Source organism: Amycolatopsis sp. NPDC000009 (assembly GCF_055563465.1).
Genome location: NZ_JBVHDI010000003.1, coordinates 407023 through 432627 on the forward strand (window position 1 = coordinate 407023; position 25605 = coordinate 432627).

Annotated in this window: 18 protein-coding genes; 8 read left to right on the forward strand and 10 right to left on the reverse strand. The window is 72.0% G+C overall.

Features of this window, described 5'->3' with window-relative positions:
* The first annotated feature begins 6 nt into the window (after positions 1-6).
* From ACZ3HL_RS11805 to ACZ3HL_RS11840, 8 genes are all read left to right on the forward strand, one after another.
* Positions 7-1221 (forward strand): MFS transporter, encoded by a 1215-nt coding sequence (locus ACZ3HL_RS11805; protein ID WP_465530509.1) that lies wholly within the window; start codon positions 7-9, stop codon positions 1219-1221.
* Positions 1218-2117 carry a TolB family protein gene (locus tag ACZ3HL_RS11810; RefSeq protein ID WP_465530511.1) on the forward strand — a complete coding sequence of 300 codons (900 nt, stop codon included), beginning with the start codon at positions 1218-1220 and terminating at the stop codon, positions 2115-2117. Before ACZ3HL_RS11805 ends, ACZ3HL_RS11810 begins: the two co-directional genes overlap by 4 nt.
* Positions 2114-3142 (forward strand): hypothetical protein, encoded by a 1029-nt coding sequence (locus tag ACZ3HL_RS11815; protein WP_465530513.1) that lies wholly within the window; start codon positions 2114-2116, stop codon positions 3140-3142. The genes ACZ3HL_RS11810 and ACZ3HL_RS11815 overlap by 4 nt, the downstream gene beginning before the upstream one ends.
* 8 nt (positions 3143-3150) lie before the next feature.
* Complete coding sequence (locus ACZ3HL_RS11820; protein ID WP_465420889.1) at positions 3151-4254, forward strand: sensor histidine kinase; 1104 nt, start codon at positions 3151-3153, stop codon at positions 4252-4254.
* On the forward strand, positions 4247-5317 hold the full coding sequence (locus ACZ3HL_RS11825) for a histidine kinase (RefSeq protein ID WP_465530515.1): 1071 nt from the start codon (positions 4247-4249) through the stop codon (positions 5315-5317). The genes ACZ3HL_RS11820 and ACZ3HL_RS11825 overlap by 8 nt, the downstream gene beginning before the upstream one ends.
* Positions 5296-5952 (forward strand): response regulator, encoded by a 657-nt coding sequence (locus ACZ3HL_RS11830; RefSeq protein WP_465530517.1) that lies wholly within the window; start codon positions 5296-5298, stop codon positions 5950-5952. Before ACZ3HL_RS11825 ends, ACZ3HL_RS11830 begins: the two co-directional genes overlap by 22 nt.
* Before the next feature lie 75 nt (positions 5953-6027).
* Positions 6028-6444 carry a hypothetical protein gene (locus tag ACZ3HL_RS11835; RefSeq protein ID WP_465530519.1) on the forward strand — a complete coding sequence of 139 codons (417 nt, stop codon included), beginning with the start codon at positions 6028-6030 and terminating at the stop codon, positions 6442-6444.
* A 192-nt stretch (positions 6445-6636) separates the two neighbouring features.
* Positions 6637-7260, forward strand: coding sequence for a hypothetical protein (locus ACZ3HL_RS11840; RefSeq protein WP_465420897.1), 624 nt, complete (start codon positions 6637-6639; stop codon positions 7258-7260).
* Positions 7261-7692: 432 nt separating this feature from the next.
* Here the strand turns inward: ACZ3HL_RS11840 and ACZ3HL_RS11845 are convergent, their stop codons facing one another.
* Genes ACZ3HL_RS11845 through ACZ3HL_RS11890 form a run of 10 tightly spaced genes read right to left on the reverse strand, consistent with a single transcriptional unit; the run spans position 7693 to position 25605 of the window.
* The gene (locus ACZ3HL_RS11845) at positions 7693-8730 is read right to left on the reverse strand and encodes a 3-deoxy-7-phosphoheptulonate synthase (RefSeq protein WP_465530521.1); all 1038 of its coding nucleotides are present in this window, start codon (positions 8728-8730) and stop codon (positions 7693-7695) included.
* Complete coding sequence (locus ACZ3HL_RS11850) at positions 8717-10114, reverse strand: DHA2 family efflux MFS transporter permease subunit (protein WP_465420901.1); 1398 nt, start codon at positions 10112-10114, stop codon at positions 8717-8719. The genes ACZ3HL_RS11845 and ACZ3HL_RS11850 overlap by 14 nt, the downstream gene beginning before the upstream one ends.
* A complete protein-coding gene (locus tag ACZ3HL_RS11855) occupies positions 10111-20064 on the reverse strand; it encodes an amino acid adenylation domain-containing protein (RefSeq protein WP_465530523.1) in 9954 nt (3317 codons plus the stop codon). Before ACZ3HL_RS11855 ends, ACZ3HL_RS11850 begins: the two co-directional genes overlap by 4 nt.
* Entirely contained in the window at positions 20058-20834 is a 777-nt protein-coding gene (locus tag ACZ3HL_RS11860) for an ABC transporter ATP-binding protein (protein WP_465530525.1), read from the reverse strand. Before ACZ3HL_RS11860 ends, ACZ3HL_RS11855 begins: the two co-directional genes overlap by 7 nt.
* Positions 20831-21853, reverse strand: a complete 1023-nt coding sequence (locus ACZ3HL_RS11865) for a FecCD family ABC transporter permease (RefSeq protein WP_465420907.1) — start codon at positions 21851-21853, stop codon at positions 20831-20833. Before ACZ3HL_RS11865 ends, ACZ3HL_RS11860 begins: the two co-directional genes overlap by 4 nt.
* Positions 21850-22833: a FecCD family ABC transporter permease gene (locus ACZ3HL_RS11870; protein ID WP_465530527.1), complete on the reverse strand. Its 984-nt coding sequence runs from the start codon at positions 22831-22833 to the stop codon at positions 21850-21852. Before ACZ3HL_RS11870 ends, ACZ3HL_RS11865 begins: the two co-directional genes overlap by 4 nt.
* Positions 22830-23831 (reverse strand): ABC transporter substrate-binding protein, encoded by a 1002-nt coding sequence (locus tag ACZ3HL_RS11875; RefSeq protein ID WP_465420911.1) that lies wholly within the window; start codon positions 23829-23831, stop codon positions 22830-22832. The genes ACZ3HL_RS11870 and ACZ3HL_RS11875 overlap by 4 nt, the downstream gene beginning before the upstream one ends.
* A gap of 27 nt (positions 23832-23858) precedes the next feature.
* Positions 23859-24713, reverse strand: a complete 855-nt coding sequence (locus ACZ3HL_RS11880) for a siderophore-interacting protein (protein ID WP_465530529.1) — start codon at positions 24711-24713, stop codon at positions 23859-23861.
* A complete protein-coding gene (locus ACZ3HL_RS11885) occupies positions 24710-24943 on the reverse strand; it encodes a phosphopantetheine-binding protein (RefSeq protein WP_465530531.1) in 234 nt (77 codons plus the stop codon). The genes ACZ3HL_RS11880 and ACZ3HL_RS11885 overlap by 4 nt, the downstream gene beginning before the upstream one ends.
* On the reverse strand, positions 24940-25605 hold the full coding sequence (locus ACZ3HL_RS11890; protein WP_465530533.1) for an isochorismatase family protein: 666 nt from the start codon (positions 25603-25605) through the stop codon (positions 24940-24942). Before ACZ3HL_RS11890 ends, ACZ3HL_RS11885 begins: the two co-directional genes overlap by 4 nt.

The window sequence follows — 25605 nt, forward strand, 5'->3', positions numbered from 1 at the left end:
CCCGGCATGTACCTCTCCACGATCCGCTCCGCCGACCCGGCCCGGCCGGGAGGCCGCGCCAAGCACGCGGTCCCGGGCACCGTCATCGGGCTGGGTGTGGTCAGCCTCATCACGGACGTGTCCGCCGAGATGGTCACCGCGGTGCTGCCGCTCTACCTCGTGTACGGGCTCGGCGTCGGTTACCTGCGACTGGGGGCGATCGACGGGCTCTACACGGGCGCGACGGCGCTGTTGCGGCTGGCGGGCGGCTTCTTCGCCGACCGGCTCGGCCGTCCGAAGGCCGTGGCCCTGGTGGGCTACGGCCTGTCGGCGGCGACCAAACTCGCCTTTCCCGCGGCCGGGACCTCGCTCGGCGCGATCGGCCTGGTGATCGGGGCCGATCGCGCGGGCAAGGGCATCCGCACCGCGCCGAGGGACGCGATGATCACCCTGGCGACCCCCGCCGACGGCCTTGGCCGCGCGTTCGGTGTCCACCGGGCGATGGACACCGCGGGCGCGCTGCTCGGGCCGATCGTCGCGTTCGGTCTGCTGACCATGCTCGTCGGCGACTACCCGGCGGTGTTCGGGGTGAGCTTCTGCCTCGCCGTGATCGCGGTGATCGTGCTGGCCGTGTTCGTCCGCGCCCCCGCCGGGACGGTCGAGCGGTCACGAGTACGGCTGCGAACGGGGTTCGCCCTGCTGCGGCGGCCCGGGCTCCGCCGCACCTGCGTGGCCGCGGCCTTGCTCGGTGTCTGCACGGTCGGCGACATGTTCCTGTTCGTCGGGGTACAGCGGTCCGCCGGATTGCCTCCCGGGGCGCTTCCGTTGCTGCCCTTGGCGACGGCGTTGACCTTCATGGCCTCGGCTTCGCCGATCGGGCGGCTCGCGGACCGGCTCGGTCGCTGGAAGGTTTTCCTGGCCGGCCACGTCGTGTTGCTCGCCGCGTATGTCGTCCTGGCCGCTTCGGCGAGCGGTTGGCTCGTCGCGGCGGTCGTCCTGGCCGCACACGGCGTGTTCTACGCGTGCACGGACGGCGTCCTGATGGCGCACGCGGCACCACTGGTGCCGGAACCGCTGCGGGCGACCGGTCTCGCGATCGTCCAAACAGGACAGGCGCTGGCGAGGGCGGCGGGCGCGGTGGCGTTCGGCGCGCTCGCGGCCGGGACGGCGTTGCGGCCCGCGTTCGCGGTGTTCGCCGTGGTGTTGCTGGTGGCGGTACTGGCGGGAAGGAGAGCCGGATGAGACGGACCTGGATCGGGGTCGCGGCCATCGCGGCGATCGTGGTGGCCGGGGCGGTCTTCGTCGGGCTGCGCACCGGTGACGCGGCGGCGGAGCAGCAACTGGACCTCGCCCGCGGCGGCCTGCTGTACGTCGACGAAGCGGGCCGGGTCCGGCAGGACGACCGCCTCGGCCCCTCCTGTCAGCGCGTCGACGTCGCCGCGGGCACCCTGGCGTGCCTGCGCGCGACGGCGGTGCCCGACCAGGCCGAACTGGTCGTCACGAAACCGGGAACCGAACCGCGGGTGATCTCCGAATGGGGGCTGCCGTCCCGGGTCCGGGTCTCGCCGTCCGGGCGGCTGGTGGGCTGGACGGTGTTCCGGTCCGGCGACTCCTACCTGGGCGGAGTGGGCACGTTCTCGACCACCGCCGGGATCTTCGACCTGACGACCGGGAAGCACTACGGCTCACTGGAGGATTTCGCCCTCACCGTGGACGGGAAGCCGTACCCGGCCGCGGATCTGAACTACTGGGGAGTGACCTTCGCCCGGGACGATCTGACGTTCTACGCCACCGCCAGATCCGCGGGCGGTACCTGGCTGGTCCGCGGCGATCTGCGTACCCGGACACTGACGTCCTTGCGGCGCAACGTCGAATGCCCTTCGCTCTCCCCGGACGGCACCCGCGTCGCCTACAAGTTCCGTGACGGCGACCGGTGGCGCCTGCACGTGCTCCGCCTCGTCGACGGCCTCGACGTCCCGCTCGCCGATCCCGCGCATCTGGACGACCAGCCGCAATGGCTCGACGATCGGACCGTGGCCTACGGCCGGGACAAGGCGATCTACGCGGTGCCCGCCGACGGTACCGGGGCACCGGCGCTCCTCCGCCCGGCCGCCTCCTCCCCCGCGGTGGTGCGGTGATCCCGCGCGACTGCACCGTCGCGGGTCTGGCCCTGGCGGTGGTGGCGGCCGTCCTCGTGGTGGCACTGCCCCCACCCGTCCCCGTTGCCAGGACACCGGCCGCCCCCACGCTCACCGACGTCTGGCCGGACGCGCGGATCACCGCGAACGCCGTCACCGGGGCGCCCTACACGCCGTTGGCCTTCCTCGATTCCGGCACCTCGGCCGGGGTGCGGCAAGCGGGCGACGCCGTCCGGCTCGTGGTGGGAGAGCGCGTGGTCCGCGAGGTCCCGCCGTCGGGCTCTCCCCGGTTCGTTCTCGCCGCTTCCCCGTCCGCGCTGGTGTGGCTGGAACTGTCCGACATCACCGGGACGGGAACCCTCTGGCGGGCCGGGCCACACGGCGAGGACCCGGTCCCCGTCACCGCCGACACCGGGAAGGTCGTACTCCTGGATTCCCAGTACGACCTCGCCGTGCACGACGACCAGGCCAGCTGGGCGGCCGTGCGCGGTGACGCCACCGAGGTGCGGACGGTGGCGTTGTCCGGCGGACCGGTGACCCGCGTTCCGCTTCCGGGCGACCACGCGCTCACCGCGTGGCCCTTCGCGACGGCGGCCGCTGTCGAACAGGCAGGTCCGTCGGAACTCGTGGACCTCCGCGACGGCCGCGTCACGAAGGTCCACGGGCGGAGCGTCGAACTGGTCGACTGCACTCCGTCGTGGTGCCGGGTGCAGGTACTGCGCCAGAGCGGGACGGCGCGGCTCGACCTCATGAGACCCGACGGGACCGAACGACGGCGGGTCGGTGGGAAGGGGGCCCGGCCCGCGTTCGGCGACGTGGTCGTGCTCGACCGGTACGCGGTGGTGGTCGACGACGACCGCGGCGTGCTCACCCTCTACGACACCGTCACCAGGCGATCGGCGGACCTCGCGGCGGAGTTCGGCACCGTACTGGCGCGAGGGCCGTTCGTGTGGTGGTCGGTGGGCGGGAACGACTCCCTGACCTGGCGGGTGCTGGACCTGCGCACGCTCAACGCATCTGCTTGACTGCTGCCGTGCCGTCCGAGCGTGAAACCTCCGTCGAAGCGGAGTTCTCGCGGGTGGTCGGCCGGTTCGCGGGCCCGGCCAGGGGCGCCGGGCTGCTGGTGATCAGCGTTTTCGGGGTGCTCGCCACCCCGTCCGGGGCGCTCCCGCTCGCCTTCGGACTGCTCGCGCTGGCCCTCGTCACCGCCGTGGCCGAGCATCTCGTGGGGAAGACGGGCCGGGGCAGGCCGCTGGCGTTCGCGCTGACGCTGCTGCGCGCGGCGGCGATCTGCGGCACCCAGTTCCTGACCGCGCCCGAAGCGGCCGAGCTGAACCAGTGGGCGCTCAACGTCCTCACCATCACCGCGATCACCCTCCAATGGGAATGGCCGCCGAAGGTCACCGTGCCCGCCATCGCCTGCCTGCTCGCGATCGAGGTGGTACCTCTCGGTTTCGAGGACGGTTCGTGGGTGGTGGTGCGAGTGCTCATCGAAGCCACCCTCGCCCGCGTCGCCTTCCTCCTGCTGTCGCGGACGACCCGCCGGATCGACGATCTGCGCGAGCGCCGGGCCCGGCTGACCCGTGAGGAATCCCTTGCCGTGCAACGACGGCTGCAGGAACGCGAGTATCTGGCCGTCCTGCACGACACGGCCGCGGCCACCTTTCTCACGGTCGCCCAGCGCGGCGAAACGACGGAGCCGTCCGAGGTCGCCGGATACGCCCGCCGCGATCTCGCGATCCTCACCGGCGAATCCGGTCCCGGCAGTGTCGTCGACCTCGAGACCTCGTTGCGCGGCGTGCTCGCGCAGAGCCCGGTGAAGGTCGAGGCGCGCTGGTCCCCGGTCGCGCCGATCCCGGCGTCCGCCGCGCTCGCGATGGTCCGTGCCGTGCGCGAGGCGCTGGTGAACGTCGACCGCCACGCGGGTGTCGGCGAGGCCAGCCTGACGGTGGAGGACGGGGTTCGCGTGACCGTCCGGGACGAAGGCCGCGGTTTCGACCCGGCGAAGACGCCGGCCCAGCGGCGAGGTGTCCGGGGCTCGCTCGTCGAACGTATGGCCGCGGCGGGCGGCCGGGCCGAGGTGACCTCCGCGCCCGGCGCCGGGACCACGGTGGAACTGGTGTGGCCGGATGAATGAGACCTCGGACCGGGTACTCGGCGGCTGCCGGATCGCGGTACTGCTCGCGACGGCGGCGATCCAGCTCGGACTCAGCCTGACCCGGCTGGACGACACCCCCGGCAAGATCGCGTTCGCCGCGCTCGCCGGCGTGCTCGTCGTCGCGGCGTGGTGGGTGCTGCGCTGGAAGCCGGTCCCCTGGCCGGTCGCGCTCGCGGGGGCGATCGTGGTCCTCGCCGCGTCCGCGGCCGCCATCTGGACCCTGCCGCCGGACCGGCTCCTCGGCGACTCGGACTGGGCGTCCGGTCTCGCGGGCTGGCATCTGCTGGTGCTGCTGCTGGACCGTCCCGCGGTCGCGATGGCCGCGCTCGTCCTCCAGATGACGCTCACCTTCGTCCGGCAGATCGGCGCCGCGCCCACCGATCGCGGCGAGATCGGCGGCTTGGTGATCGCCGGGCTCAGCGTGCTCACCTTCCAGGCGGCGACGCTGGCGCTGATCGGGGTCGTCAACCGGCGGGCGGGCGAAGCCGCCGAGGCCACGGCCGAACGCGACCGGCAGGCCCACCGCAAGGCGCTCGCCCAGCAGCGGGAGGCCGACCAGCGGAGCCGGTTCGCCGGCCAGCTCGGCGCCACCCTTCCGCTGCTGGCCGGACTGGCCGACCGCACGCTGGACCCGCGTGACGACGCCGTCCGGCAACGCTGCGCGCTCGCCGCCACGCAACTGCGGCGGCTGTTCGCGGAGAACGACGACGTTCCCGACCCGCTGCTGCACGAGGTCTCGGCCTGCGTCGATCTCGCCGAGCGACGGGGCTTGACGGTGACGCTGGCGGTCAGTGGCGAGGCGGCGCCCGTCCCGACCTCCGTCCGCCGCGAACTGACCGGTCCGCTGATCACCGCGCTGGCCGCCGCACGGACTCAGGCCAGGGTCAGCGTCCTGCGCGCGGGCGACGAGATCCGCGTCGCGGCGATCACGGACGGTGAACCCGGACGAACGGCGAACGGATCGGGCGCCGTCGACGTCGAATGGCACGCACTGGGACAACGATCGTGGATGGAGGCGAAATGGCGTTCGCGACCGGATTGACCGCGGTGGTCGTCGACGATCATCCGGCCGTACGGGCGGGGGTCGTGCACTGGCTGTCGTCGGGCACGCCGCCGGTGACCGTCGTGGCCGAGGGCGAGGACGTGCGGGCAGCGTGGATCGGTGAGGGCGCCCGGGCCGACGTCGTCATCCTCGACCTGCACCTGAACAGCACGACCCCGGCGATGGGCGATCTGCGACGGCTCACCGAGTCAGGCCGTCGCGTCGTCGTCTACTCGATGCGGGCCGACGACGAGACGGTCCTGCAGTGTCTCGAACTCGGCGCGCTCAGCTTCATCACCAAATCCGAGGGTGCGGAACACATCCTCGAAGCCGTGCGCGCGGCGGCGGCCGGCCGGTCGTACACGCCGCCGTCGCTGGCGGGCGCGATGGCCGGGGACCGCTCCGAGCGGCGTCCCGCCCTCTCCGCGCGCGAGACCGAGGTGCTCATCGAGTGGTTCCAGTCGGAGTCGAAGGACTTCGTCGCGCACCGGCTGGGGATCTCGCCGAACACGGTCAACTCGCATCTCGAGCGGATCCGGGTCAAGTACGCCCAGATGGGCAGGGACGCCCCGACCAAGGCCGCACTCGTCGCGCGGGCGATCCAGGACGGGCTGATCGGCGTAAGCGATTTGTGATCGGTCGTGGTGCGAACGGACCACCATCGCCTCCTCGTGGTTCGACTACGTTGCGTGACGAGTCCGAGGAGATCCGTGAAATCCGCCCTGATCGCCACCTGTTGCGCCCCGCTGGGCAGCACGTTGAAGGTCGGCGAACGCGCCGTCGTCCCGTTCAAGGACGCGGACAAGTCCGGCACGATCGCGATCACCGTGAAGTCGGTCGCCCTCGGCCCGAAGGAGGACCTCGCCGACTTCAAGAACAAGGGCGAAGGCATGCTTCCGGTCTATGTCCGGATGGTGATCGAGAACGTCGGCGGCACGGACCTCTCCGACACTTCGGTGTCGGTGCGCGCGGTGGATCCGAACGGCAAGAGCACCAAGGTGATCCTGGCCAACAGCACCGCGGCCTGCAAGGGAGGGCGGCGCCGGAGAACTTCACCACCGCGGGAGCGACCTACGAGACCTGCAAGACCGAAGGCGTCAAGGACGGGGTCGACGTCGGCGGGGTGATGTCCCGGGAGGGCGACTACCGGGACGACCCGATCACCTGGAAGAAGTGAACCCGCCCCCATTAGGCCGATAAGCGTAACCGATTCGTGACCTGCCCTGGTGCGAATGGACCACACCGATGTACTCCGTCATCAACTACGGTGCGTGGCGAGAACGCCGGAGCAGGATTCGGCGGGGAGTCCAAGGAGATTCATGAAGTTCGACCGCATCGCCCTGTCCGCCACCGGCTGCGCCGCCGCGCTGCTGCTGTCCGCCTGTGGCGGTGAGGAGAAGGGTGGCAGTCCGGCCCCCGCCCCGTCGCCCGCGCCGACGTCGGCTTCCGCGTCCTCGCCCGCGACCAGCGGCACCGTCCCGGTCTCGAACGCGGACGCCACCGCGCCCGGCACCGCCCTGAAGGTCGGCGAACGCGCCGTCGTCCCGTTCAAGTACGGCAAGGACAAGTCCGGCACCATCGCGATCACCGTCAAGGCGATCGAACTCGGCCCGAAGGAAGACCTCGCCTCCTACGGCGAGAAGGCCAAGGGCATGACGCCGGTCTACATCCGGATGACGGTGGAGAACGTCGGCGGCACGGACCTCACCTACAGCACGGTGCGGATGCGCGCGGTCGGCCCGGACAACAAGAGCACCGGCGTGATCATCACCGGCGAGACCCCGAGCTGCCAGTCCGAGTCGGCGAAGAAGGACTTCAAGACCGCCGGCGCGACCTACGAGACCTGTGAACTCCAGGCCATCAGGGACGGCGGCGAGGTCGGCGGCGCCGAGTTCAACGACGGTGACGGGTACAAGGACGACCCGATCGTCTGGAAGAAGTAGCCCCTAGCGCGGGAAGGCCCCCTTCCCTCGGCCCTGGTTTCGAATGACCAGCCGAGGGAAGGGGGCCTTCACGCGCTTCAGGCGCGAGTTCGCGAAGGTGGGCGCCGGCCTGGTGCCGCTTTGACGGCGCGCTCGTGGCCTCCACGGACGTTGCGAAAGTGGCTTTCGCAACTCACCGGCCGCTCCGAAGGCCACCAAGCGTGGGCTCGACCCAGCTGCTCCCAATGTGGCATGGGGGTCGCTCGACGTCCCCAATGCCACATTGGGAGCAGCGCAGCGATCGAGGTCCAGTGGGCTTTCTGCTGAGGGGTGAGCCCGAAGGCGTAACTCGCGTGATCGGAGGCGCGACTCGGGTGTGCGGCGCCTGATCACGCGAGTTACGTGTCTGATCACGCGAGTTACGCCTTCAAGCACGCGTGATCGCCGGAACGGTCAGGTGCGGGGCGGCCCGACGGGGGTGCTCAGCCGCCGAACGGCGTTGGCGCAGGCGAGGGATTCCAGCAGCGGGACGGTCCGCTCCCAGCCGAGGCAGGCGTCCGTGATGCTCAGGTCGGGCCGGGGGCGCGCGGAACCGACGTCCTGCCTGCCGTCGGAGAGGTACGACTCGATCATCACGCCGGCCAGCGTGTCGTTGCCCGCCGAGATCTGGTCCGCCAGGTCGGCGACGACCACGGGCTGCCGGTTGTGGTCCTTGCCGCTGTTGCCGTGCGAGGCGTCGACGACGAGCCGGTGCGGCAGACCGGCGGCGGTCAGCGCGTCGAGGGCGTCCGCGACGGCGTGCGCGTGGTGATTCGGTTTCGGGCCACCGCGCAGGACGAGGTGCGCGTCCGGGTTCCCGGCGCTGCGCTGGATCCGCGGGCGACCGTCGGCCGCGGCGCCCGGGAACACGTGCGGCAGGGCGGCCGCCCGGACCGCGGCGACGGCCGTGTCCAGCCGCCCGGACACGCAGTTCTTCATGCCCACCGGCATCGGCAGCCACGACGCCAGCTGCCGGTGCGGCTGGCTGGCCACGGTCCGCGCGCCGATCGCGCCCCAGCTGATGGTGTCCGCGAAATACGGCGCCAGGAACGGGTCGACGAACTCATACGCGAGTGGCAGCCCGCTCGCCGCGGCGGCGTCGAGGAACCGCCGTCCGATCCGGACCCCGGCCGCGAGATCGCCCTTGCCGTCCAGGGTGGGGTCGGGCACCAGACCGGTCCAGCCCGCGATCGTCCGCGGTTTCTCCAGATAGGCACGCAGGACCACGACGAGGTCGTCGGCGAACCGGCGGGACGCCTCCGCGAGCCGATTCGCGTACTCGAGCGCTCCGTCGGTGTCGTGCACCGAACACGGGCCCACGACGACGAGCAGCCGCGAGTCGCGCCGCGCGAGGACGTCGGCGACGGTTTCCCGGTGCCGGGTGATCTCCTCCGGGACGAAGCCGCTCGTGGCCACCTCGGCCGGGCTGGGCAGCTGGTCAAGCATTCGCATGACCTCTCTTCTTGTCGGGGGCGGCCCGGGGCAGCCGCGTCGCACCGGCCACCGCCACGACGGCGAGGCCGAGAACACACCAGAACGCGTCGGCGAAGGCCGCGGCGACATCCGGGCCGCGTGCGGCCAGCCGGGCCTGCAGCACCATGGCCAGCACCGCGGTGCCGATCGAGCCGCCGAGCGTGTTGAGCAGGTTCAGCGCCCCGGCCGCGCGGGGCAGCCGGGCGGGTTCGACCCGGCGGTAGACGATCGTCATCACCGGCGCGCCGATCATCGCCGCGCCGAAACCGCGCAGCAGCAGGGAAAGCACGATGACCCAGTCCGGAAGACCCGGGCCGAGCTGGGTGAAGGGCGCGGTCCCGAGGGCGACCAGCCCGATCCCGCTCAGCACCAGGGTGCGCGGCGCGATCCGGTCGACAAGACGGTTCACCAGCACGGAACCGGCCGCCGCGCCGATCCCCTGGGGCACCAGCAGCAACCCGGTGTCCCAAGTGGACAGTCCAGGGCCGCGCTGGAGGTAGAGCGGGAGCAGGAACATCGTGCCGAACACCGACGCGCCGAGCAGGACCAGCGCCAGCGCGGCGACCCCGAACGGCGGCCGCGTGAACAGGCGCGGATCCAGCAAGGGCGCTTCGGCGCGCAGACCGTGCCGGACGAACGCCGCGAGCATCACGACGCCGAGCGCGACGGCGATCCCGGCGACCGTCGGCGTTCCCTGCTCGAACCAGGTGAGGCCGAAGACAAGGACGGCGAGCCCCGGCGAAAGCAGCAGCGCGCCCCGGAAATCGAAGCGCTCCCCCTTGCCGCCGGGTTCACTCGCCGGAACCCAGCGCCGGGCCAGGATCACCGCCACCACTCCGACCGGGAGGTTGACGTAGAACAGCCACGGCCAGTCCGCGACCGCGAGGATCGTGCCGCTCGCCATCGGGCCCAGCACCGGCGACAACAGCGGTACGAGACCGACGACACTGATCACGCGCCCGATCCGGTCCGGTCCCGCCGCGCGCGCCAGGAGCGCCTGGCCGGTCGGCGGGAGCAGACCGCCCGCGAGCCCTTGCAGGACGCGGAAGGCGATGAGCGCGGGCAGGGTCGGCGCCAGCGCGCACAGCAGGGACGCCAGCAGGAACACGACGACGGCGGTGAGCCAGACGCGCCGTCCGCCGAACCGGTCGGCGAGCCAGCCCGACGCCGGCACCGCCGTGACCACGGCCAGCAGGTACGCCGTCGTCACCCAGTGGACGCCGGTGACCGGCGCGCCGAACTCGTCGGCGAGGGTGTCGACGCCGACCGACACGATCGTGCTGTCCAGGGTCGCCATGAACGTGCCGAGTACCAGCACGGCGGCCGTGCGCCACAGCGCGGCGTCGATCGGGCGCGCGGTCACCGCTCCCCCACGAACCCGGCGGCGTCGCCGTCGAGCCAGGACGGCAGTTTCCGGAGATACCCGACGAGATCCTCAGCGAGCGACCGGGCGTCGGTCTCCCTCGCGTACAGAACGCCGTCCCAGCCGTGCTCGCCGGGGACGACGGTGACGCTCACCGGGTGGTGCGTGCGTTCCCGGAACCTCGTCCCGGTGACGGTCAGACCGGGCGCGGGTTCTCGCAGCTTCGCCGGATCCACCGGGTAGTTCTCGAACACGAGCAGGCTGTCGAACAGGCGCTCGCGACCGGCCAGCGAGGCGAGTTCGGGCAGGCCCATCCGGTGGTGCGCGGTCATCGCCTGCTGCCGCGTCTGCAGGTCGGTGAGCGACTCGGCGACCATTCCGGTGAACCGGGCGCGGACCGGCACGCTGTTCGCCAGCAGGCCGATGATCTCCTCGACACCGTCCACATCGGACGTCCGGTTCGAGGTCATCACCCCGAAGCTGACGTCCCGGCGTCCGGCGTGACTCGCGAGCACGGCCGCCCACGCGCCCTGCAGCAGGGTGTTGACGGTGAGCCCGCGGGCCGCGCCCAGCTTGGTCAGTTCGGTGACCAGTGGACTGTCCACAGTGAACAGTGCCGGTTCGGCCGAGCCGCCGGTCCGCGGCAAGTGGCCGCCTTCGGGCAGCCCGGCGAGTTCCCTACGCCACGCCCGGACGTCGGCCGAGTGGTCGGCCGCGGCGAGCAGGCGGGTGTACCGGGTCGGCGGCACCGGCTCCGGCAACGGCTTCCCCGCGTACAGCGCGAACAACTCGCCGAGGATGCGCGGCGCGGACCAGCCGTCGGACAGCAGATGGTGACTGGTCAGCACGAGCGTCTGGCGGCCGGGCCCGTGCCGCAGCACGGTGACCCGCCACAGCGGACCGTGGGCCAGGTCGAACGGTTCGGCCAGCTCCTCGTCCAACGCCGTGTCCGAATCGGACACTTCGCGCACGCGGAAACCAGCCTGCGGCTCGGCGGGGATCACCTGGACCTCGTGCGACGGCGGGAACACCGCGCCCAGGTTCGGCTGCCGTCGCACCAAGGCGTCCGCCGCCGCCCGCAGCGCCACGACGTCGAGGTCACCGGACAGCGTGAACGCGGCCTGCACCGGGTACGGATCTTCGTCCGCGGCCCGGGACTCCCGCAGGATCACCTCCTGCAACGGGGTCAGCGGCATGATCTCGCCGGGCCCCGGCACGTCGGCGGCGAGAGCGTCCAGCTCACGCCGGAAGTGCTCGCCCAGCACGACGATCTCGTCTTCGGTGAACAGCGCCGACGGCCACGTGAAGCGGACGCCGAGCTTGCCACCGTCGGGGACCATCGCGTTCACCGTCAACGCGTACGGCAACGGCATCTCCGCGCCACCACCCGAACCGAGCGGATCGGCGTCCGGCGGGCGCCGCCACAGGGTCTCCTCGACCGGCGCCGCGGGGAACCGGCCGAGGTAGTTCCAGGCCACCTCCGGCCGTGGGCCGCCGACGCCGAGAATCCCGTGTCCGAGCCCGTCACCCGCCGCGCGCAGATGGTCGCGCACCGCCCGCAGCGCGTCCGGCAGCGGCCCGGACGGCGGGGCGATCCGCGCCGGATGCACGGCGGTGAACCAGCCGGCGGCCTGCGCCAGATCGACCTTGCCCGTGAAGTCCGGCGTGTGTCCCGGCCTTCCGTGGCTTTCGACGGCGACGACCAGATCGGCGCCGGTCCCGCGCCAGGCGGCGACCGCGCGGGCGAGCGCGGTCAGCAGCACGGTGTCCGGACCGGTCCGATAGGCCATGGGCAGCGCGGTGAGCACGGCGTGGGTGGTGTCCTCGCCGATGTCGAGCCGGTGATGCCGCGCGGTCGCCACCGTGTCGCGCGCCGGGTCGAGCCGGGTGCGGCCGAGCGTGCTCTCCGGTGCGGCGGCGATCCCTTGCCAATACCGCATTTCGTCCTCTCGATGCGGTGCCGCCGCGCGCAGCGACCGTGCCCAGCCCAGGAAGGACTGCCCGCGCCGGTGCAGGGTGTTGCCGTGGAAGGCCTGTTCGACGTCGTCGAGCAGCACCCGCCAGGTCACCGCGTCGGCGACCAGGTGGTGCGCCACGAGCAGCAACCGTCCGGGACGATCCCCGGCATCCACCAGTACCGCCCGCACCAGCGGACCGGTGCGCGGGTCCATCCGCGCGACGATCTGCTCGACGTGGGTGTCCAGCGCCGCGCGCGGATCACCGGACACGCGGACGGCGGTGAGCACGTCGGCACCGGTCACGGCACCGACGTCCGGAACGCGCAGCGCGTCCTCGACCAGATGCGCGCGCAGGACGTCGTGGCGCGCTAGAACGGCGTCGAGCACCGAGCGCCAGCGAGGGACGTCGTCCGCCGAAGGCACGCAGATCTCGACCCACTGGCAGAATCCGTCGGCCGCCTTTCCCGCGCGCCGCAACAGATCGCGCATGATTGGCGTGAGCGGGGCGTCGCCGACCGCGTGGGCCTCTTCGGCCTGTTCGGGTTCGGCACAGCGCGCGGCGATCCCCCCGACCGTGCCGCCTTCGAGGACGTCGCGCGCGGTCAGGTGCAGCCCTTCCCGGCGTGCGCGGGAAACGACCCGCAGCGAGGCGATGCTGTCGCCGCCCGCGTCCAGGAAGCCGTCGTCCAGGCCGACGTCGGGACCGAGCAGCTCGCGGACCACCCGCAGCAGCACGGCTTCCGCCGGGGTGGCGGGTTCCCGTCCGCCGTCGGAGCGGGCTTCCGGCGCGGGCAGCGCGGCGCGGTCCAGCTTCCCGCTCGGGCCGAGCGGAAGCCGGTCCAGCGGTACGAAGGCGGTCGGCACCATGTACGCGGGCAGCTCCGTGGCGAGGTGTTCGCGCAGTGCTACGGGATCGGGTTCGGCGCCGTCCACAGGAACGACGTAGGCGACCAGCCGGTCTTCGCGGACGATCACCGCGGCGGCGCGCACGTCGTCGTGCGCGGTCAGCGCGGTCTCGATCTCGCCGAGTTCGATCCGGAAGCCGCGCAGTTTGACCTGGTGGTCGGCGCGGCCGAGGAACACGATCTGCCCGTCCGGGCGCCAGCGGACCAGGTCACCGGTGCGGTACATCCGCTCCCCCGGCGGCCCGAACGGATCGGCGACGAACCGTTCCGCGGTCAGCGCCGCCCGGCCGACATAGCCCTGGGCGAGCTTCGGCCCGGCCAGGTACAGCTCACCGGTGACGTTCGTGCCGACCGGGAGCAGCCCGCCGTCCAGCACGTACGCGCGGACCTCCGGGTCCGGACGGCCGATCGGCAGCGGGCCCGGGTCGGCCGGGTCGTGATGCCAGGTGATCGAGTTGATGGTGACCTCGGTCGGCCCGTAGGCGTTGAACAGCGCGCGCCGGTCCCCCCAGCGCCGCGCCAGTTCCGGGTCGAGCCGTTCGGCACCGACGACGAAGAACACGTCCGGGTCGACGGTCGCGTCGTCGGGCATCGCCGAGAGGAACGAGGGCAGCAGGTTGAGCCCGGTGACGCGATGCTCGGCGGCGTAGGCCAGCAGGTCGTCGCCGGAGGTCCGCACCTCCTCCGGCGCGATCACCGATGTGCCACCGGACAGCAGCGGCAGCATGAACTGCCAGAACGCGACGTCGAAACTCGTCGAGGCGAAATGCAGGTACCGCTCGGCGGTCCCGATCCCGACGATGTCCTCCTGCAGCGCGATCAGGCTCGGGACGCCGCGATGCGGCACCGCCACGCCCTTCGGCTTTCCCGTGGTGCCGGAGGTGTAGATGACGTACGCGATCGCGTCCGCACACAAGGAGACACCCGGATCTTCGTCCTCAGTGGACAGTGAAGCCGGGTCGATCACCGGAAGACCGTCGATGTCCGAAGTGGACACGACGGCGGCGGGCGCGATGTCGTCCAGCATGTAGGCGAGCCGGTCGGCCGGGTAGTCCGGGTCCATCGGCACGTGCACCGCGCCCGCCTTGACGACGCCGAACAGTGCGACCACGAGGTCGACGTCGCGGCGCAGCAGGACCGCGACCGGATCCTGCGGTTTCACCCCGGCGTCGATCAGCGTGTTCGCGAGCCGGTTGGCGCGACGGTCCAGTTCGGCGTAGGTCAGGCTCCGGTCGCGGCACACGACGGCCTCGGCGTCCGGCGTCTCCCGCACCCAGCGGCCGAACTCCTCCAGCATGCCGCCGCGTTCGCGTTTGGGTTCCGGTCCCTCGCCGAGGCGCAGCATCGCGCGTTCTTCCTCGGCGCCGAGCGCGCGTATCCGGGAGACCGGCCGCGCCGGGTCGGCGACGATCTCGTGCAGCACCGCACGCAGCCAGCGACCGTAAGCCTCGGTCTCCTCGCGGGTGAACGCCTGGGGCTGGTAGCCGAGGCCGACGGTGAACTCGTCGCCGGGCAGCACGATCACCGTGAGCGGGTAGTGCGTGGCGTCGGTGATGTCGACGCCGACGAGGTCGAGGCCGGGGGCCAGCGTGGTGCGCGCACGGCTGGAGAGCGGGAAGTTCTCCATCACCAGCATCGTGTCGAACAGGTCGCCGACGCCGGCCGCGCGCTGGATATCCGGCAGCCCGGCGTGATGGTGCTCGGTGAGCCGGACGCTTTCGGTGTGCACACGTTCGAGCACGGTGGCCGCGGTGTCGGCGGCGTCGAAGCGCACGCGCACCGGGATCGTGCTGCCGAGCTGGCCGATCATGCGCTCGACACCGGGGACGTCGGCCGGGCGGCCGGAGACCGGGCAGCCGAAGACCACGTCGCGCCGGCCGGTCAGCCTGGCGAGCAGGACTCCCCATGCGGTCTGGAACACCGTCGTCGCGGTGATCCCGCGTTCGCGGGCGAAGGCGCGCAGCCGTTCGCTGAACTCCCCGCCCAGTTCCACGGTGACGCGTTCCGGACGCTCCACAGTGGACTCGACGCTCGCTGGGGCGAGGCGGGTGCCCTCGTCGAGCCCGGCCAGCGCCTGGCGCCACGCTTCCAGCGCCGCGTCCGGATAACGTTCGCCGAGCACGCGGTGGTACTCCGAAAGCGGGGGCGCGACCGGAGCCGCCGGGCCGCCGCCGAGTTCGGCGTAGGTGGCCAGCAAGGTGCGGCCGACCAGCGGCATCGACCAGCCGTCGAGCAGCGCGTGGTGATTGGTGAGCACCAGGCGGTGCTCGTCCTGGCCGAGGGTCAGCAGCAGGAACCGGATCAGCGGCGGGGTCGCCGGATCGAAGGGCCGGGCCAGTTCGGCGCGGCCCTCGACCTCGACCTGCTCCGGCGAGACCCGCGCGAACCGCCAGTCCAGCGTGACCCCGGCGGGCACCACCTGGACGACCTCGCCCGCGTCAGTGGTGTGCAGGTGGACACGCAGCGCGGGATGCCGCCGCAGTACCTCCGCCGCGGCGTCGCGCATGCGGTCCGCGTCGAGCGCGCCGCTGAGCAGCGTGACGGCCTGCACCACGTAGACGTCGGTGTCCTCGGTGCCGCGCGCCAGGGTGTGGAACGAAAGCCCCGTCTGCAACGGGGTCGCGGGCAGCACGTCCTCGACGCGGCCGAGGCGTTCGAGCGCGTCGATGTCGGCCTGGTCGAGGCCGACCAGCGGCAGATCCGACGGGGTGAGCCCGCCACCGTCCGGTCCGATCCTAGTGGCGTGCGCGACCATCGCTTGCAGGGCGAGTGACCACGCTTTTTGAAGCGCCTCAACGCTTTCCTGAGGCAGGACCTCGCCCGCCGCGGTCCATTCGACGGCGATCCGGGGATGGCCGTCCTCGCGGACGAAGCAGTTCAGCGCCAGCACCTGTTCCAGCGACTTGGCGTCCGGTTCGGTGACCGCGAACGGGTCTTCCTCCGGGAGCCGCCAGCCGGTGCCGGGCAGTGCCGCGAACCGGCCGAGGTAGTTGAGGACGACGTCCGGCGGCGGGACGGCGGCGAATTCGTCCCGGGTCAGCGGGTCGAGGTACCGCAGAACGCCGAAGCCGACGCCGTTGTCCGGGACGCCGCGTTTGGCCTCCTTGGCGGCCCGCAGCAGCTTGCCCGCGGCGTCTCCGCCCGCGAGCGCGCTGTCGAAGTCCGTGGTCGCCGCCACCGCACCGGCGGGAACGCGCAACGGATGTTCGGCGGTGAACCAGCCGACGGTGCGCGAGAGGTCCAGTCCGTCTTGATCCCGGCCGTGTCCTTCGAGGGACACGGTTTCGGCCTCGGCCGGGGCACCACGCCACGACCGCAGAGCGAGCACGAGCGCGGCGAGCAGCACGTCGTCCGGTCCGGCGCGGTAGGCGGCGGGCAACGCGGTGAGCACCGCGTCGGTCTGCTCCGGGGTGGCGAGGGTGACCGAACGCCGCGCGGTCGCGACCGTGTCGGCGGCCCGGTCGAGCGGCCGGTGACCGAGGCGCGGACCTTCGAGCGCGCCGCGCCAGTGGTCGAGCTCACCATGCCTGGCGCCCGAAGTGCCTTGCTCGGCAAGGAGAAGCGCGTGCCGCCGCCAAGAGGTGCCGACCGGTTCGAGCGGCTCACCGGCGCACGCGGCGCGCAGATCCGGCAAGAGCACCCGCCACGAAACCCCGTCGATCGCCAAGTGGTGAACGACGATGACGACGTGATCCGGCAGCAGCGCGACCTTGAGCACGCCGGTCCGGAGATCCAGGGAATCCGCGAGTTCCGCAGCGACCTCGGCCGGGTCACCGGTCGTCTCGACCACGACGTCGGACGCCCTCACCGCGCCTCGTCCGCGAACCCGCATTTCGTCCTCTAAATGCAGACGGAGGACGTCGTGGTGGTCCAACAGCGTCTGGACGCCTTCGGTCAGCAGGGCGGGAGGAAGATCCTCGTCGAGCCGGAGCGCGGTCCACTGTGTGTACCCGGCGATCGTCGCGACGTCCGGATGCGGGTCGAGCAGGGCACGGACGATGGGCGGCGCGGGCACCACACCGACCGGCTCGTCCGGCGGAGCGACGGGTGCGCCGATCTCCGTGCTCGCCGCGGCCAGCGTCTCGAAGCTGCGGCGGGCGAGCAGGTCACGCGGACGCAGGTCGAGGCCGTGCGCGCGCAGCCTGCTGCTGACGCTGATCGCGGTGATGCTGTCGCCGCCCAGCGCGAAGAAGTCGTCGTCGACGGCGACCTCCTCCACGCCGATCACCTCCGCGATGGTCGCGCACAGCAGCCGTTCGCGTTCGGTGGCGGCGGTCCTTCCGGCCGCCGCGCGCGGGGCGGGCAGCGCGACCCGGTCGACCTTTCCGTTGGAGGTCAAGGGAAGCGTGTCGAGGACGACGATCGCGGCGGGCACGAGGTGTTCCGGCACCCGCCCGGTGAGCGCCGCGCGGACCTCGTCCGGCACGACCTCGCCGACGACGTAACCGACGAGCCGCGGTCCCCGTACTGCGGCGGCGGCCGCGCGCACGCCGGGAACGGCGGCCAACGCGGCCTCGACCTCGCCGAGTTCGACACGGTGGCCGCGCACCTTCACCTGTCCGTCGCGGCGGCCCAGGTACTCCAGGCCGCGACCGGGCACCCAGCGGGCCAGGTCACCGGTGCGGTACATCCGGTCGCCGGGCTCGCCGAACGGGTCGGCGACGAACCGTTCGGCGGTCGCGCCGGGACGCCCGAGATAGCCGCGCGCGAGATGCGGTCCCGCGAGGTACAGCTCACCCGGCGTTCCGGCGGGGGCCGGACGCAGCGCGGCGTCGAGCACCCGGACCGCCGTGCCGGGCACCGCCGTGCCGATCGTCGGTTCCCCGTCGTCCAGCCAGGATCCGGCGCCGTCCACAGTGGCCTCGGTGGGGCCGTACATGTTGCGGGCACGGACATCCGACTCCGCGACCTTGCGCCACAGCGCGGGCGGAGTCGCCTCGCCACCGAGGACGAGCAGCGCGGGCGGGTGCGGGCCGTCGAGCAACCCGGCGTCGACGAGTGGAGCGGCCATCGACGGCGTGGTGTCGACGACGTCGATCCGGTCGCGGGCGAACGCGGCCAGCAGTTCGTCCGCGTCCCGCGCGACGTCGGTGCCGTAGACGTGGAGTTCGTGCCCGAACAGCAGCCACATCAACTGGTCGAGCGCGGAGTCGAAGGCGAACGAGTAGGTGTGTGCGACCCGAAGCCACCTGCCCGCGGCACGTTCGGTTTCGGCGACCGTGGTCGCGCGGTGGTGACGCAGCAGCGTCGCGAGTCCCCCGACCCGGCCCAGCACTCCCTTGGGTCGCCCGGTGGAGCCGGAGGTGAAGATGACGTACGCGAGATCTTCCGGATGGCGGGGAATTTCCAGCGGGGAAGCGTCCAGAGTGGACAGATCGGTCTCGCCGAGCACCAGCTGAGGCCCGGGAACGATTTCCGGGTCGTGGGTCACGGTGAGCACCACGCCGGCTTCGGCGGCGAGCTCCCGCAACCGCTCGACCGGATGCGCGAGGTCCAGCGGCAGGAAGGCGGCCCCGGCGTCGAGCACCGCCAGCAGGGCGACGACGAGATCCGCGGACCGCGGCAGGGCCAGCGCGACGACGTCGTCGGCCCCGACACCGCGTGCGCGCAAGGCCCGGGCGAGACGGTGGACCCGAGTGACCAGTTCGCCCGCGGTCAGCCGTTCTTCACCGAAGACCAGGGCGGTCTGTTCGGGGTCCAGGCGGTCGAGAAGTTCAGGTACGCAAAGGAGTTCGGCGTCAGGCGCGGGCGTGGACCACGCCGCCAGCAACGTGTCCCGCTCCCCCGCCGGAACCAGGTCGGCGGCGGCGACCGCCGGGCCGTCCGGTTCGGTCAAGGCGGTGATCAGGCAGCGCAGCGCGGTCAGTTTGGCGTCGACGGCGGACTGGTCGTGGGTGCGCGCGTCGACCTCGAAACCGAGCAGCAGCCCGCCGTCCGAGGTCGGGAGCACGGACAGGCCCATGTCCTCCGGCGGTCCACCAGCGACGTTGCGCATCGTGCCGTGCGAGCCCGCGAAGTCGAGCTTCAGGTCGAACGCCTTGAGGTTGATTCCCCGGCCGTGCAGCAGCGCCCCGGCGCCGGGCACCGCGAGATCCTGAGGCAGGTCTTCACCGCGATACCGCTGGTGCGTGCGCATCTCCTTCAGCGCGCCCGCGACCCGTGCGGTCAGCTCGGTTCCCGTGTCCTGCGGCAGCACGCCGACCCGCAGCGGCAGCACGTTGACCGCCATCGCCGGAGTCCGCAGCGCCGCCCCTTCGCGGCACATCAATGGCATCGCGAACACGACGTCGGTCCAGCCGAGCACGCGGTGCAGGAAGGCGGCGTAGCAGGCGATCAGCGCGTCGCCCCACGTCGTCCCGGCGCGTTTGCCCAGCTCGCGCAACCGGGCCACGTCCGTAGCGGGCAGGACCGCGCGTGCGGTCACGGTGTCCTCGGGCGGCCCCGACGCACTGCCGCCGACGTCGAGGTCCGGCAACGGCGTGAACCGCTCCCGCCAGTACTCGCGGTCCTGGGTGAACCGTTCGCTCTCGCGGTAGGCCCGGTCGGCCTCGACAAGATCGGCGAACCGGGCGAACGTCGAAGCCGGGACGTCCTTTCCCTGGACCGAAGCGGTGTAACGCGCGGCGGTCCGGCGCGCGAGCATCGCCGCGGTGTAGCCGTCGAACACGAGGTGGTGCCCGAGCTGGGTGAACCACACGTGCGAGTCGGAAAGCCGCAGCACGAGATGGGCGAACAACGGCCGGTCCACCATCCCACGACAGGCTTCGGCGACGCGGCGGCGTTCGGCGTCCACCCGCGTGTGCGCGACGGCCACCGGATCGGCCTCACCGCGCAGATCCACGATCTCCGGCAGCGGTATCCCGTCCTCCGACACCACCTGACGTGGCCCGTCCGGCGTCTCGAAAACCCGCAACCGCAGGCTGTCCGCCTCTTCGGCGGTCGCCCGGATCGCCTCGGTCAGCGCGCCGACGTCGACCGGCTTTTCACCGACGATCTCGATGACGTCGCCGACGACGTAATAGGGCGAGTCGGGTTCCAGGCGTTGCGCGGTCCAGATGCCGAGCTGGGCACCGGTGAGATTTAGCATGTGGGCACCACCATCGGGGTTCCGGTCACCGGGTCGGGCACGACGACGCTGGGGAGATCGAAGACCTCCTTCATCAGCTCGGCGTCGACGATGTCGGACGGCGCGCCCTCGGCGACGATCCGGCCGTCCTGCAGGGCGACGAGGTGATCGGCGTAGCGGCAGGCCTGGTTGATGTCGTGCAGGACGGCGATCACCGTGCGGCCCTCGTCGCGCAGGCGCGCCAGCAGGCTCAGCAGCTGGTACTGGTGCGCGATGTCCAAAAAGGACGTCGGCTCGTCGAGCAGCAGGTACGGCGTCTTCTGCGCCAGCACCAGCGCCACCCACACGCGCTGCCGCTGGCCGCCCGAAAGCTCCTGCACCGGCCGGTCGGCCAGCCCCGCCACCCCGGCCGCGGTCATCGCGTCGAGCACCGCGCGTTCGTCCTCTTCGGACCACGACGCGAACAGCGACTGATGCGGGAACCGGCCGCGCGCGACCAGCTGCCGGACGCGGACGTCCTCCGGTGCCACCGGATCCTGCGGCAGGAACCCGAGTTCCCGCGCCAAACCCTTGCCGGGGAAGGAACCGACGTCCTTGCCGTCGAGCAGGACCTCGCCGTCCGACGGCCGCAGCAGCCGGACGAACGCGCGCAGCAACGTCGACTTGCCACACGCGTTCGGTCCGACGACGGCGGTAAACGCGCGGTCGGGCACGTCGAGGCTCAGCCGGGTCGACACGACCCGGTCGCCGTAGCGCAGGGTCAGGTCCCGGGCGGTCAAGCGGGCACTCATGTGCGCCGCACCTCCTTGGTGAGCAGCCAGATCAGGTAGCCGCCGCCGATCACGGTGCTGACCACACCGACCGGCAGCGCTTCCGGCGCGAGCAGCATCTGGGCGGCCAGGTCGGCGCTGGTCAGCAGCACGGCGCCGGTGAGGGCGGCGGGCAGCAGGGAAATACCGGGGGTACGGGCCAGCCGCCGCCCGATCTGCGGGGCGGCCAGCGCGATGAACGCGATCGGACCGGCGACGGCGGTCACCGTGGCCGTACAGCCGACCCCGATCAGCACCAGCACCAGCCGCAAGCGGTCCCAGCGGACGCCGGTGGTGACCGCCAGGGCGCCGCCGAGCGCGGCCTGGTGCAACGCCGGCGCCCTGGTGAACAGCACGACGAACAGCACCGCGAGCACGCCGAACGGGATGGCGACGTCGTCCCAGCCGATCCCGTTGAGGGAACCGGCGTTCCAGCCGACGGCCGCGATGGCTATCTCGAGTTCCGCACGCAGCACGATCCACGAGTTCAACGCGGTCAGCATCGCGTTGATCGCGATCCCGATGACGATCAGCCGCAGGCCGGACAGTCCGCCGCCGAGCGACAGCGCGTACACGATCGCCGCCGTGAGCACGCCGCCGAGCACCGAACCGACGGTCAGCTGCGTCGAAGTCCCCGAAAGCACGGTGATCGCGAACAGCGCGCCGGTGTACGCGCCGGCGTCGAGGCCGATCACGTCCGGGCTGCCCAGCGGGTTACGGGTGACGTTCTGGAAGATCGCGCCCGCCAGGCCGAGCGCCGCGCCGAACACCAGCCCCGCCAGTACCCGCGGCAGGCGCCATTCGCGGATGACCACACCAGGGCCGCCGCCGGAACCGGTGAGGGCGGCGAACACGCGGGCCGGACTCGCCCACGCCGCGCCGTAGCAGAGCCCGAGCAGCGTCAAACCGGCGATGACCACGAGCATCGCCACGAGGAAGACGAGGGTGCGGCGTTCCAGCCGGGCGGAAAACCGCCCGCGCCGCAGGACGACTGCGCTCATAGCGGCGCCGCCCCGTATTTGCGGACGGCCCAGATCAGCACCGGGCCGCCGAGGAACGCGGTCACGATCGCGACCGGGACCTCACCGGTCGGCAGCAGGACCCGGGAGCCGATGTCCGCGGCCAGCATCAGGACCGGGCCGAGCAGCGCGGCGAACGCGATCAGCCAGGGGATCGACGCGCCCGCCACCCGCCGGGCCAGATGCGGCACGATCAGCCCGACGAACAGGATCGGCCCGGCCAGCGCGGTCGCCGCGCCCGCCAGCAGCGTGATCAGCAGCAGCGTGATCGTCCGGACCCTGGCGACGTTCACGCCCAGCGTGTGCGCCACCGTTTCCCCGAGCGCGATCGCGTTCAGCTGACGGCTCACCGCGAACGCGCCCAGCAGGGACAGGCCGATGATGACCAGCGGGACCGTCGTCGGTGCCTGTTCGCGACCGGCCAGCGAACCCACCGACCAGAACCGGTAGACGTCGAAGGTCTCCGGGAACAGCAGCCGCAGGCCGAGGGTGAGCCCCAGCAGCACGGCGCTCAGCGCGGTCCCGGCGAGCACCAGCCGCAGCGGCGACTTGCTGCCGACCGCGTACACCAGCGCCGAAGCGCCGAGCGCCCCCAGCACCGCCAGGCCCAGTTCGGCGGGTGCCGACGCGGCGAGCCCGAACGAGGACCCCACCGCGATGGCGAACCCGGCCCCGGCGGTCACGCCGAGCACGCCGGGTTCGGCCAAGGCGTTGCGCGACAAGGCCTGCACGAGCACACCGCCGACGGCGAGCGCCGCGCCGACGCCGATCGCCAGCACCGCCCTCGGCATCCGGATGTCCAGGACCACGGCCCGGTCACTCGAATTCCCGTCGCCCAGCAGGGCGCGCACGACCTCGCCGGGGGCGATGGCGTGCGCGCCGATGCCGACGCTCAGCACGGCGACCACGACGAGCCCGAGCAGTGCGGCGCCGAGCAGCGCGGACCGCCCGGTGGTGGTCACTTCTCGAGCAGCGGCGCGAACGCCTGGTCGATGGCGTCCAAAGTGGACGTCGCGGCCCGGTAGGTGGCGGCCTCGGTGTAGCGGAACGGGTAGACCTTGCCCGCCTTCACCGCGGGAAGTTCCTTCCACAGCGGCGAGTCGAGGACGTACTTGACCGGCGCGGGCACGGAACCGTCGGCGCTGACCGAGTAGGTGATGGCGTCGGCCTGCGCGAACGCGGTCGAGAGCTCTTCGATCGACGGGTACTCGCTGACGTCCTTGGAACCCCCGCCCTTGACCTTGACCTGGCCGTAGTAGGTGGCGCCGATGTCCTGCGCGATGTTGGTGCCCCAGGAACCGTTGAACTCCCGCTGGAAGTTGCCCTTGGCGACCTCGCCGTAGGCACCGACGTGGCCCAGCTTCAGCTGCGGCACCACGGCCTTGTACTTCTCGGCCAGCGCCTTGGCCTTGGTGTCGTACGCGGTCTTGAGCGCGTCGAACCCGGCGGTCGCGCCGGCGGCGTCGGCCTGCTTGCGCGACAGCTCACGCCACATCGACGGAACCGACGGCCCGATCGCCACGACCGGCGCGATCGCTTCGAGCCGCTTGATGTCGATGTCGGCGAGCACCGGCTTCGGCACGCCGATGACGATGAGGTCCGGATCCGCCTGCGCGATCGCCTCGTAGTTCGTCTCCGCGGCCGACTCGCCCGCGACCTTCGCCAGCTCGTCGTACTTCTTGCGCTCCTGCTCGTTGAACAGCGGGATGCCACGCTTCCAGCTGGACACGCCGACCAGCGGCGCGCCCGCTTCGAGCAGGGCGGGCACGGCGTAGCCGGTGGCGATGACCCGCTTCGGCGAGACCGGGATGGTGATCTGGCCGTTGTCGGCGGCGAACACCCGGGTCGGACCGCCATCCGCCTGCCCGGCGTCGCCGGACCCACAGGCGGTGGCGGCGGTCACGACCGTCAAAGCGAGCGCGAGCGCTCCGGCGAGGCGTCGGGTTCTGGTGGTGCGCATGGATTTCCTCGTTCTACTTGGTGGGGATCAGTGGTCGTGCTCGTCGTCGAAGTCCGCGACACCGCGTTTCCAGTAGCCGGTCACGTCGTGGTCGTCCTTGCCGAGCCCGAGGTCGTTCTTGAGCCAGCGGCGCAGTGGCTTGATCTGCCCGGCTTCACCGGCGACCCAGGCGTAGAGCCGTTCACCGGCGGGGACCTCGATCGCCGTGACCGCGCGGGCGAGCATGTCCGAGGCGCCCGGCGCGACGTCGCCTCGGTGCAGCCAATGCACCTCGACGTCTTCGGGGGCGGACAGCTCGATCTCCTCGCTCGCGTCGGTGACCTCGATGAACGCCCAGCCCGCGGCGGTGCGCGGCAGCTCTTCGAGCCAGCGCGCGATCGCGGGCAGCGCGGTGAGATCCCCGGCGAGCAGGTAGCGGTCGTAGGTGTGCGGCACGATCAGCCCGCCGGGCGGGCCGGCGACATGCACCGGAGTGCCGGGGGTGACCTTCTCGGCCCAGCCGGAACCGAGGCCGCCCTCGTGCAGCGCGACGTCCAGGTCGAGTTCCCCGGAAGCCGGGTCGTACCGGCGGACCGTGTATTCACGCGACGTCGGCGAGGGCTTGGGCCAGCGCAGCATGTCGCCGTCCTGGACCGGCAGCTTCGGCTCGGGATCCAGCTCGGGGAACAGGACCTTCACGTGCTCGTCGGGCGAATGCGCCTCGAAACCCGTGGTCCCCGGGCCGCCGAGGGTGACGCGGAGCAGTCCGGAACCGATCATCGTGGTGCGCACAACCTCGGCCTGCCGGACGCGGATGGGGTACGGGACCTTCTCCGCGTGCGCTCCCCCGCGCACCTCGGCGATCCGTTCGAGGTGCCGGTGCCGGTGGTCGGCGCGGCTCACGCGGTGCTCCCGGTGAGGACCTGCGTCCAGTGACCGAGGGTCGGCTGCTCGGCGAGGTCGGCGAACTCCAGGGTGTCGGCGCCCTCGGTGCGCCACTGCTCGACCAGGCCCATGATCCGCATCGAGTCGAGACCGAGGTCGGTGAGGTCGGTTTCCGGCTTCAGCTCGGCCGGGTCGCAGCCGAGCAGCTCGGCGACGTCGGCGTGGATCTTCTCGGCACTGAGGCTCATCGCTGTGCTCCGGCGTGAATCGGGGCCAGCGCGGCGATCGCGGCGGCCGTGGTGGTCAGTGCGCCGCAGCGCTGGGCGACGTATTCGCAGGCCTGGTCGTGGCGTTCGCGGGAGAAGTCCGCGACCGCGTCACCGACGAGGAACGGCTGGATGTCCCGCATGAAGGCCTCGACCGCGGTGGCCTGGCAGCCGATATGCGCGTAGACACCGGTGATCAGCAGCTGGTCCCGGCCCGCTTCGGCGAGCTGCTCGGTGAACGTGCTGCGCTGGAACGCGCTGTAGCGCCACTTCGTCAGGACCTTGTCCCCCGGCTTCGGGGCGAGCTCGGGCACCACGTCGGCGGCGGCGGGGTCTTCGTCGATGACCGCGCCGATACCGTCGCCCCAGAACTCGGTGAGCAGGCCGCGGTCCTCGGCGGCCTGGTGACCGGGCTGGGCGGTGTAGAACACCGGGACACCCGCGGCGCGGGCGGCGTCGGCCAGCGCGGCGATGTTCGCGACCATCTCCGGGACCGGGGATCCCGCGTACGGCGCGAGGAAGTACCGCTGCGCGTCGTGCACCAGCAGCGCGGCGCGGGCGGGGTCGGGTTTCCAGCCGACCCGTCCGGCAGGCAGTTCGGCCTCCGTCGGCAGGGCGTACGGCTGGATCTCGGGCAGTGACAC

Excerpts from the sequence above, each read along its gene's own strand:
- ACZ3HL_RS11840 (WP_465420897.1), top strand. The coding sequence starts at position 6,637 with ATGAAGTTCGACCGCATCGCCCTGTCCGCCACCGGCTGCGCCGCCGCG.
- ACZ3HL_RS11860 (WP_465530525.1), bottom strand. The coding sequence starts at position 20,834 with ATGAGTGCCCGCTTGACCGCCCGGGACCTGACCCTGCGCTACGGCGAC.
- ACZ3HL_RS11810 (WP_465530511.1), top strand. The coding sequence starts at position 1,218 with ATGAGACGGACCTGGATCGGGGTCGCGGCCATCGCGGCGATCGTGGTG.
- ACZ3HL_RS11865 (WP_465420907.1), bottom strand. The coding sequence starts at position 21,853 with ATGAGCGCAGTCGTCCTGCGGCGCGGGCGGTTTTCCGCCCGGCTGGAA.
- ACZ3HL_RS11830 (WP_465530517.1), top strand. The coding sequence starts at position 5,296 with ATGGCGTTCGCGACCGGATTGACCGCGGTGGTCGTCGACGATCATCCG.
- ACZ3HL_RS11825 (WP_465530515.1), top strand. The coding sequence starts at position 4,247 with ATGAATGAGACCTCGGACCGGGTACTCGGCGGCTGCCGGATCGCGGTA.
- ACZ3HL_RS11885 (WP_465530531.1), bottom strand. The coding sequence starts at position 24,943 with ATGAGCCTCAGTGCCGAGAAGATCCACGCCGACGTCGCCGAGCTGCTC.
- ACZ3HL_RS11845 (WP_465530521.1), bottom strand. The coding sequence starts at position 8,730 with ATGCGAATGCTTGACCAGCTGCCCAGCCCGGCCGAGGTGGCCACGAGC.
- ACZ3HL_RS11875 (WP_465420911.1), bottom strand. The coding sequence starts at position 23,831 with ATGCGCACCACCAGAACCCGACGCCTCGCCGGAGCGCTCGCGCTCGCT.
- ACZ3HL_RS11855 (WP_465530523.1), bottom strand. The coding sequence starts at position 20,064 with ATGCTAAATCTCACCGGTGCCCAGCTCGGCATCTGGACCGCGCAACGC.
- ACZ3HL_RS11805 (WP_465530509.1), top strand. The coding sequence starts at position 7 with ATGTACCTCTCCACGATCCGCTCCGCCGACCCGGCCCGGCCGGGAGGC.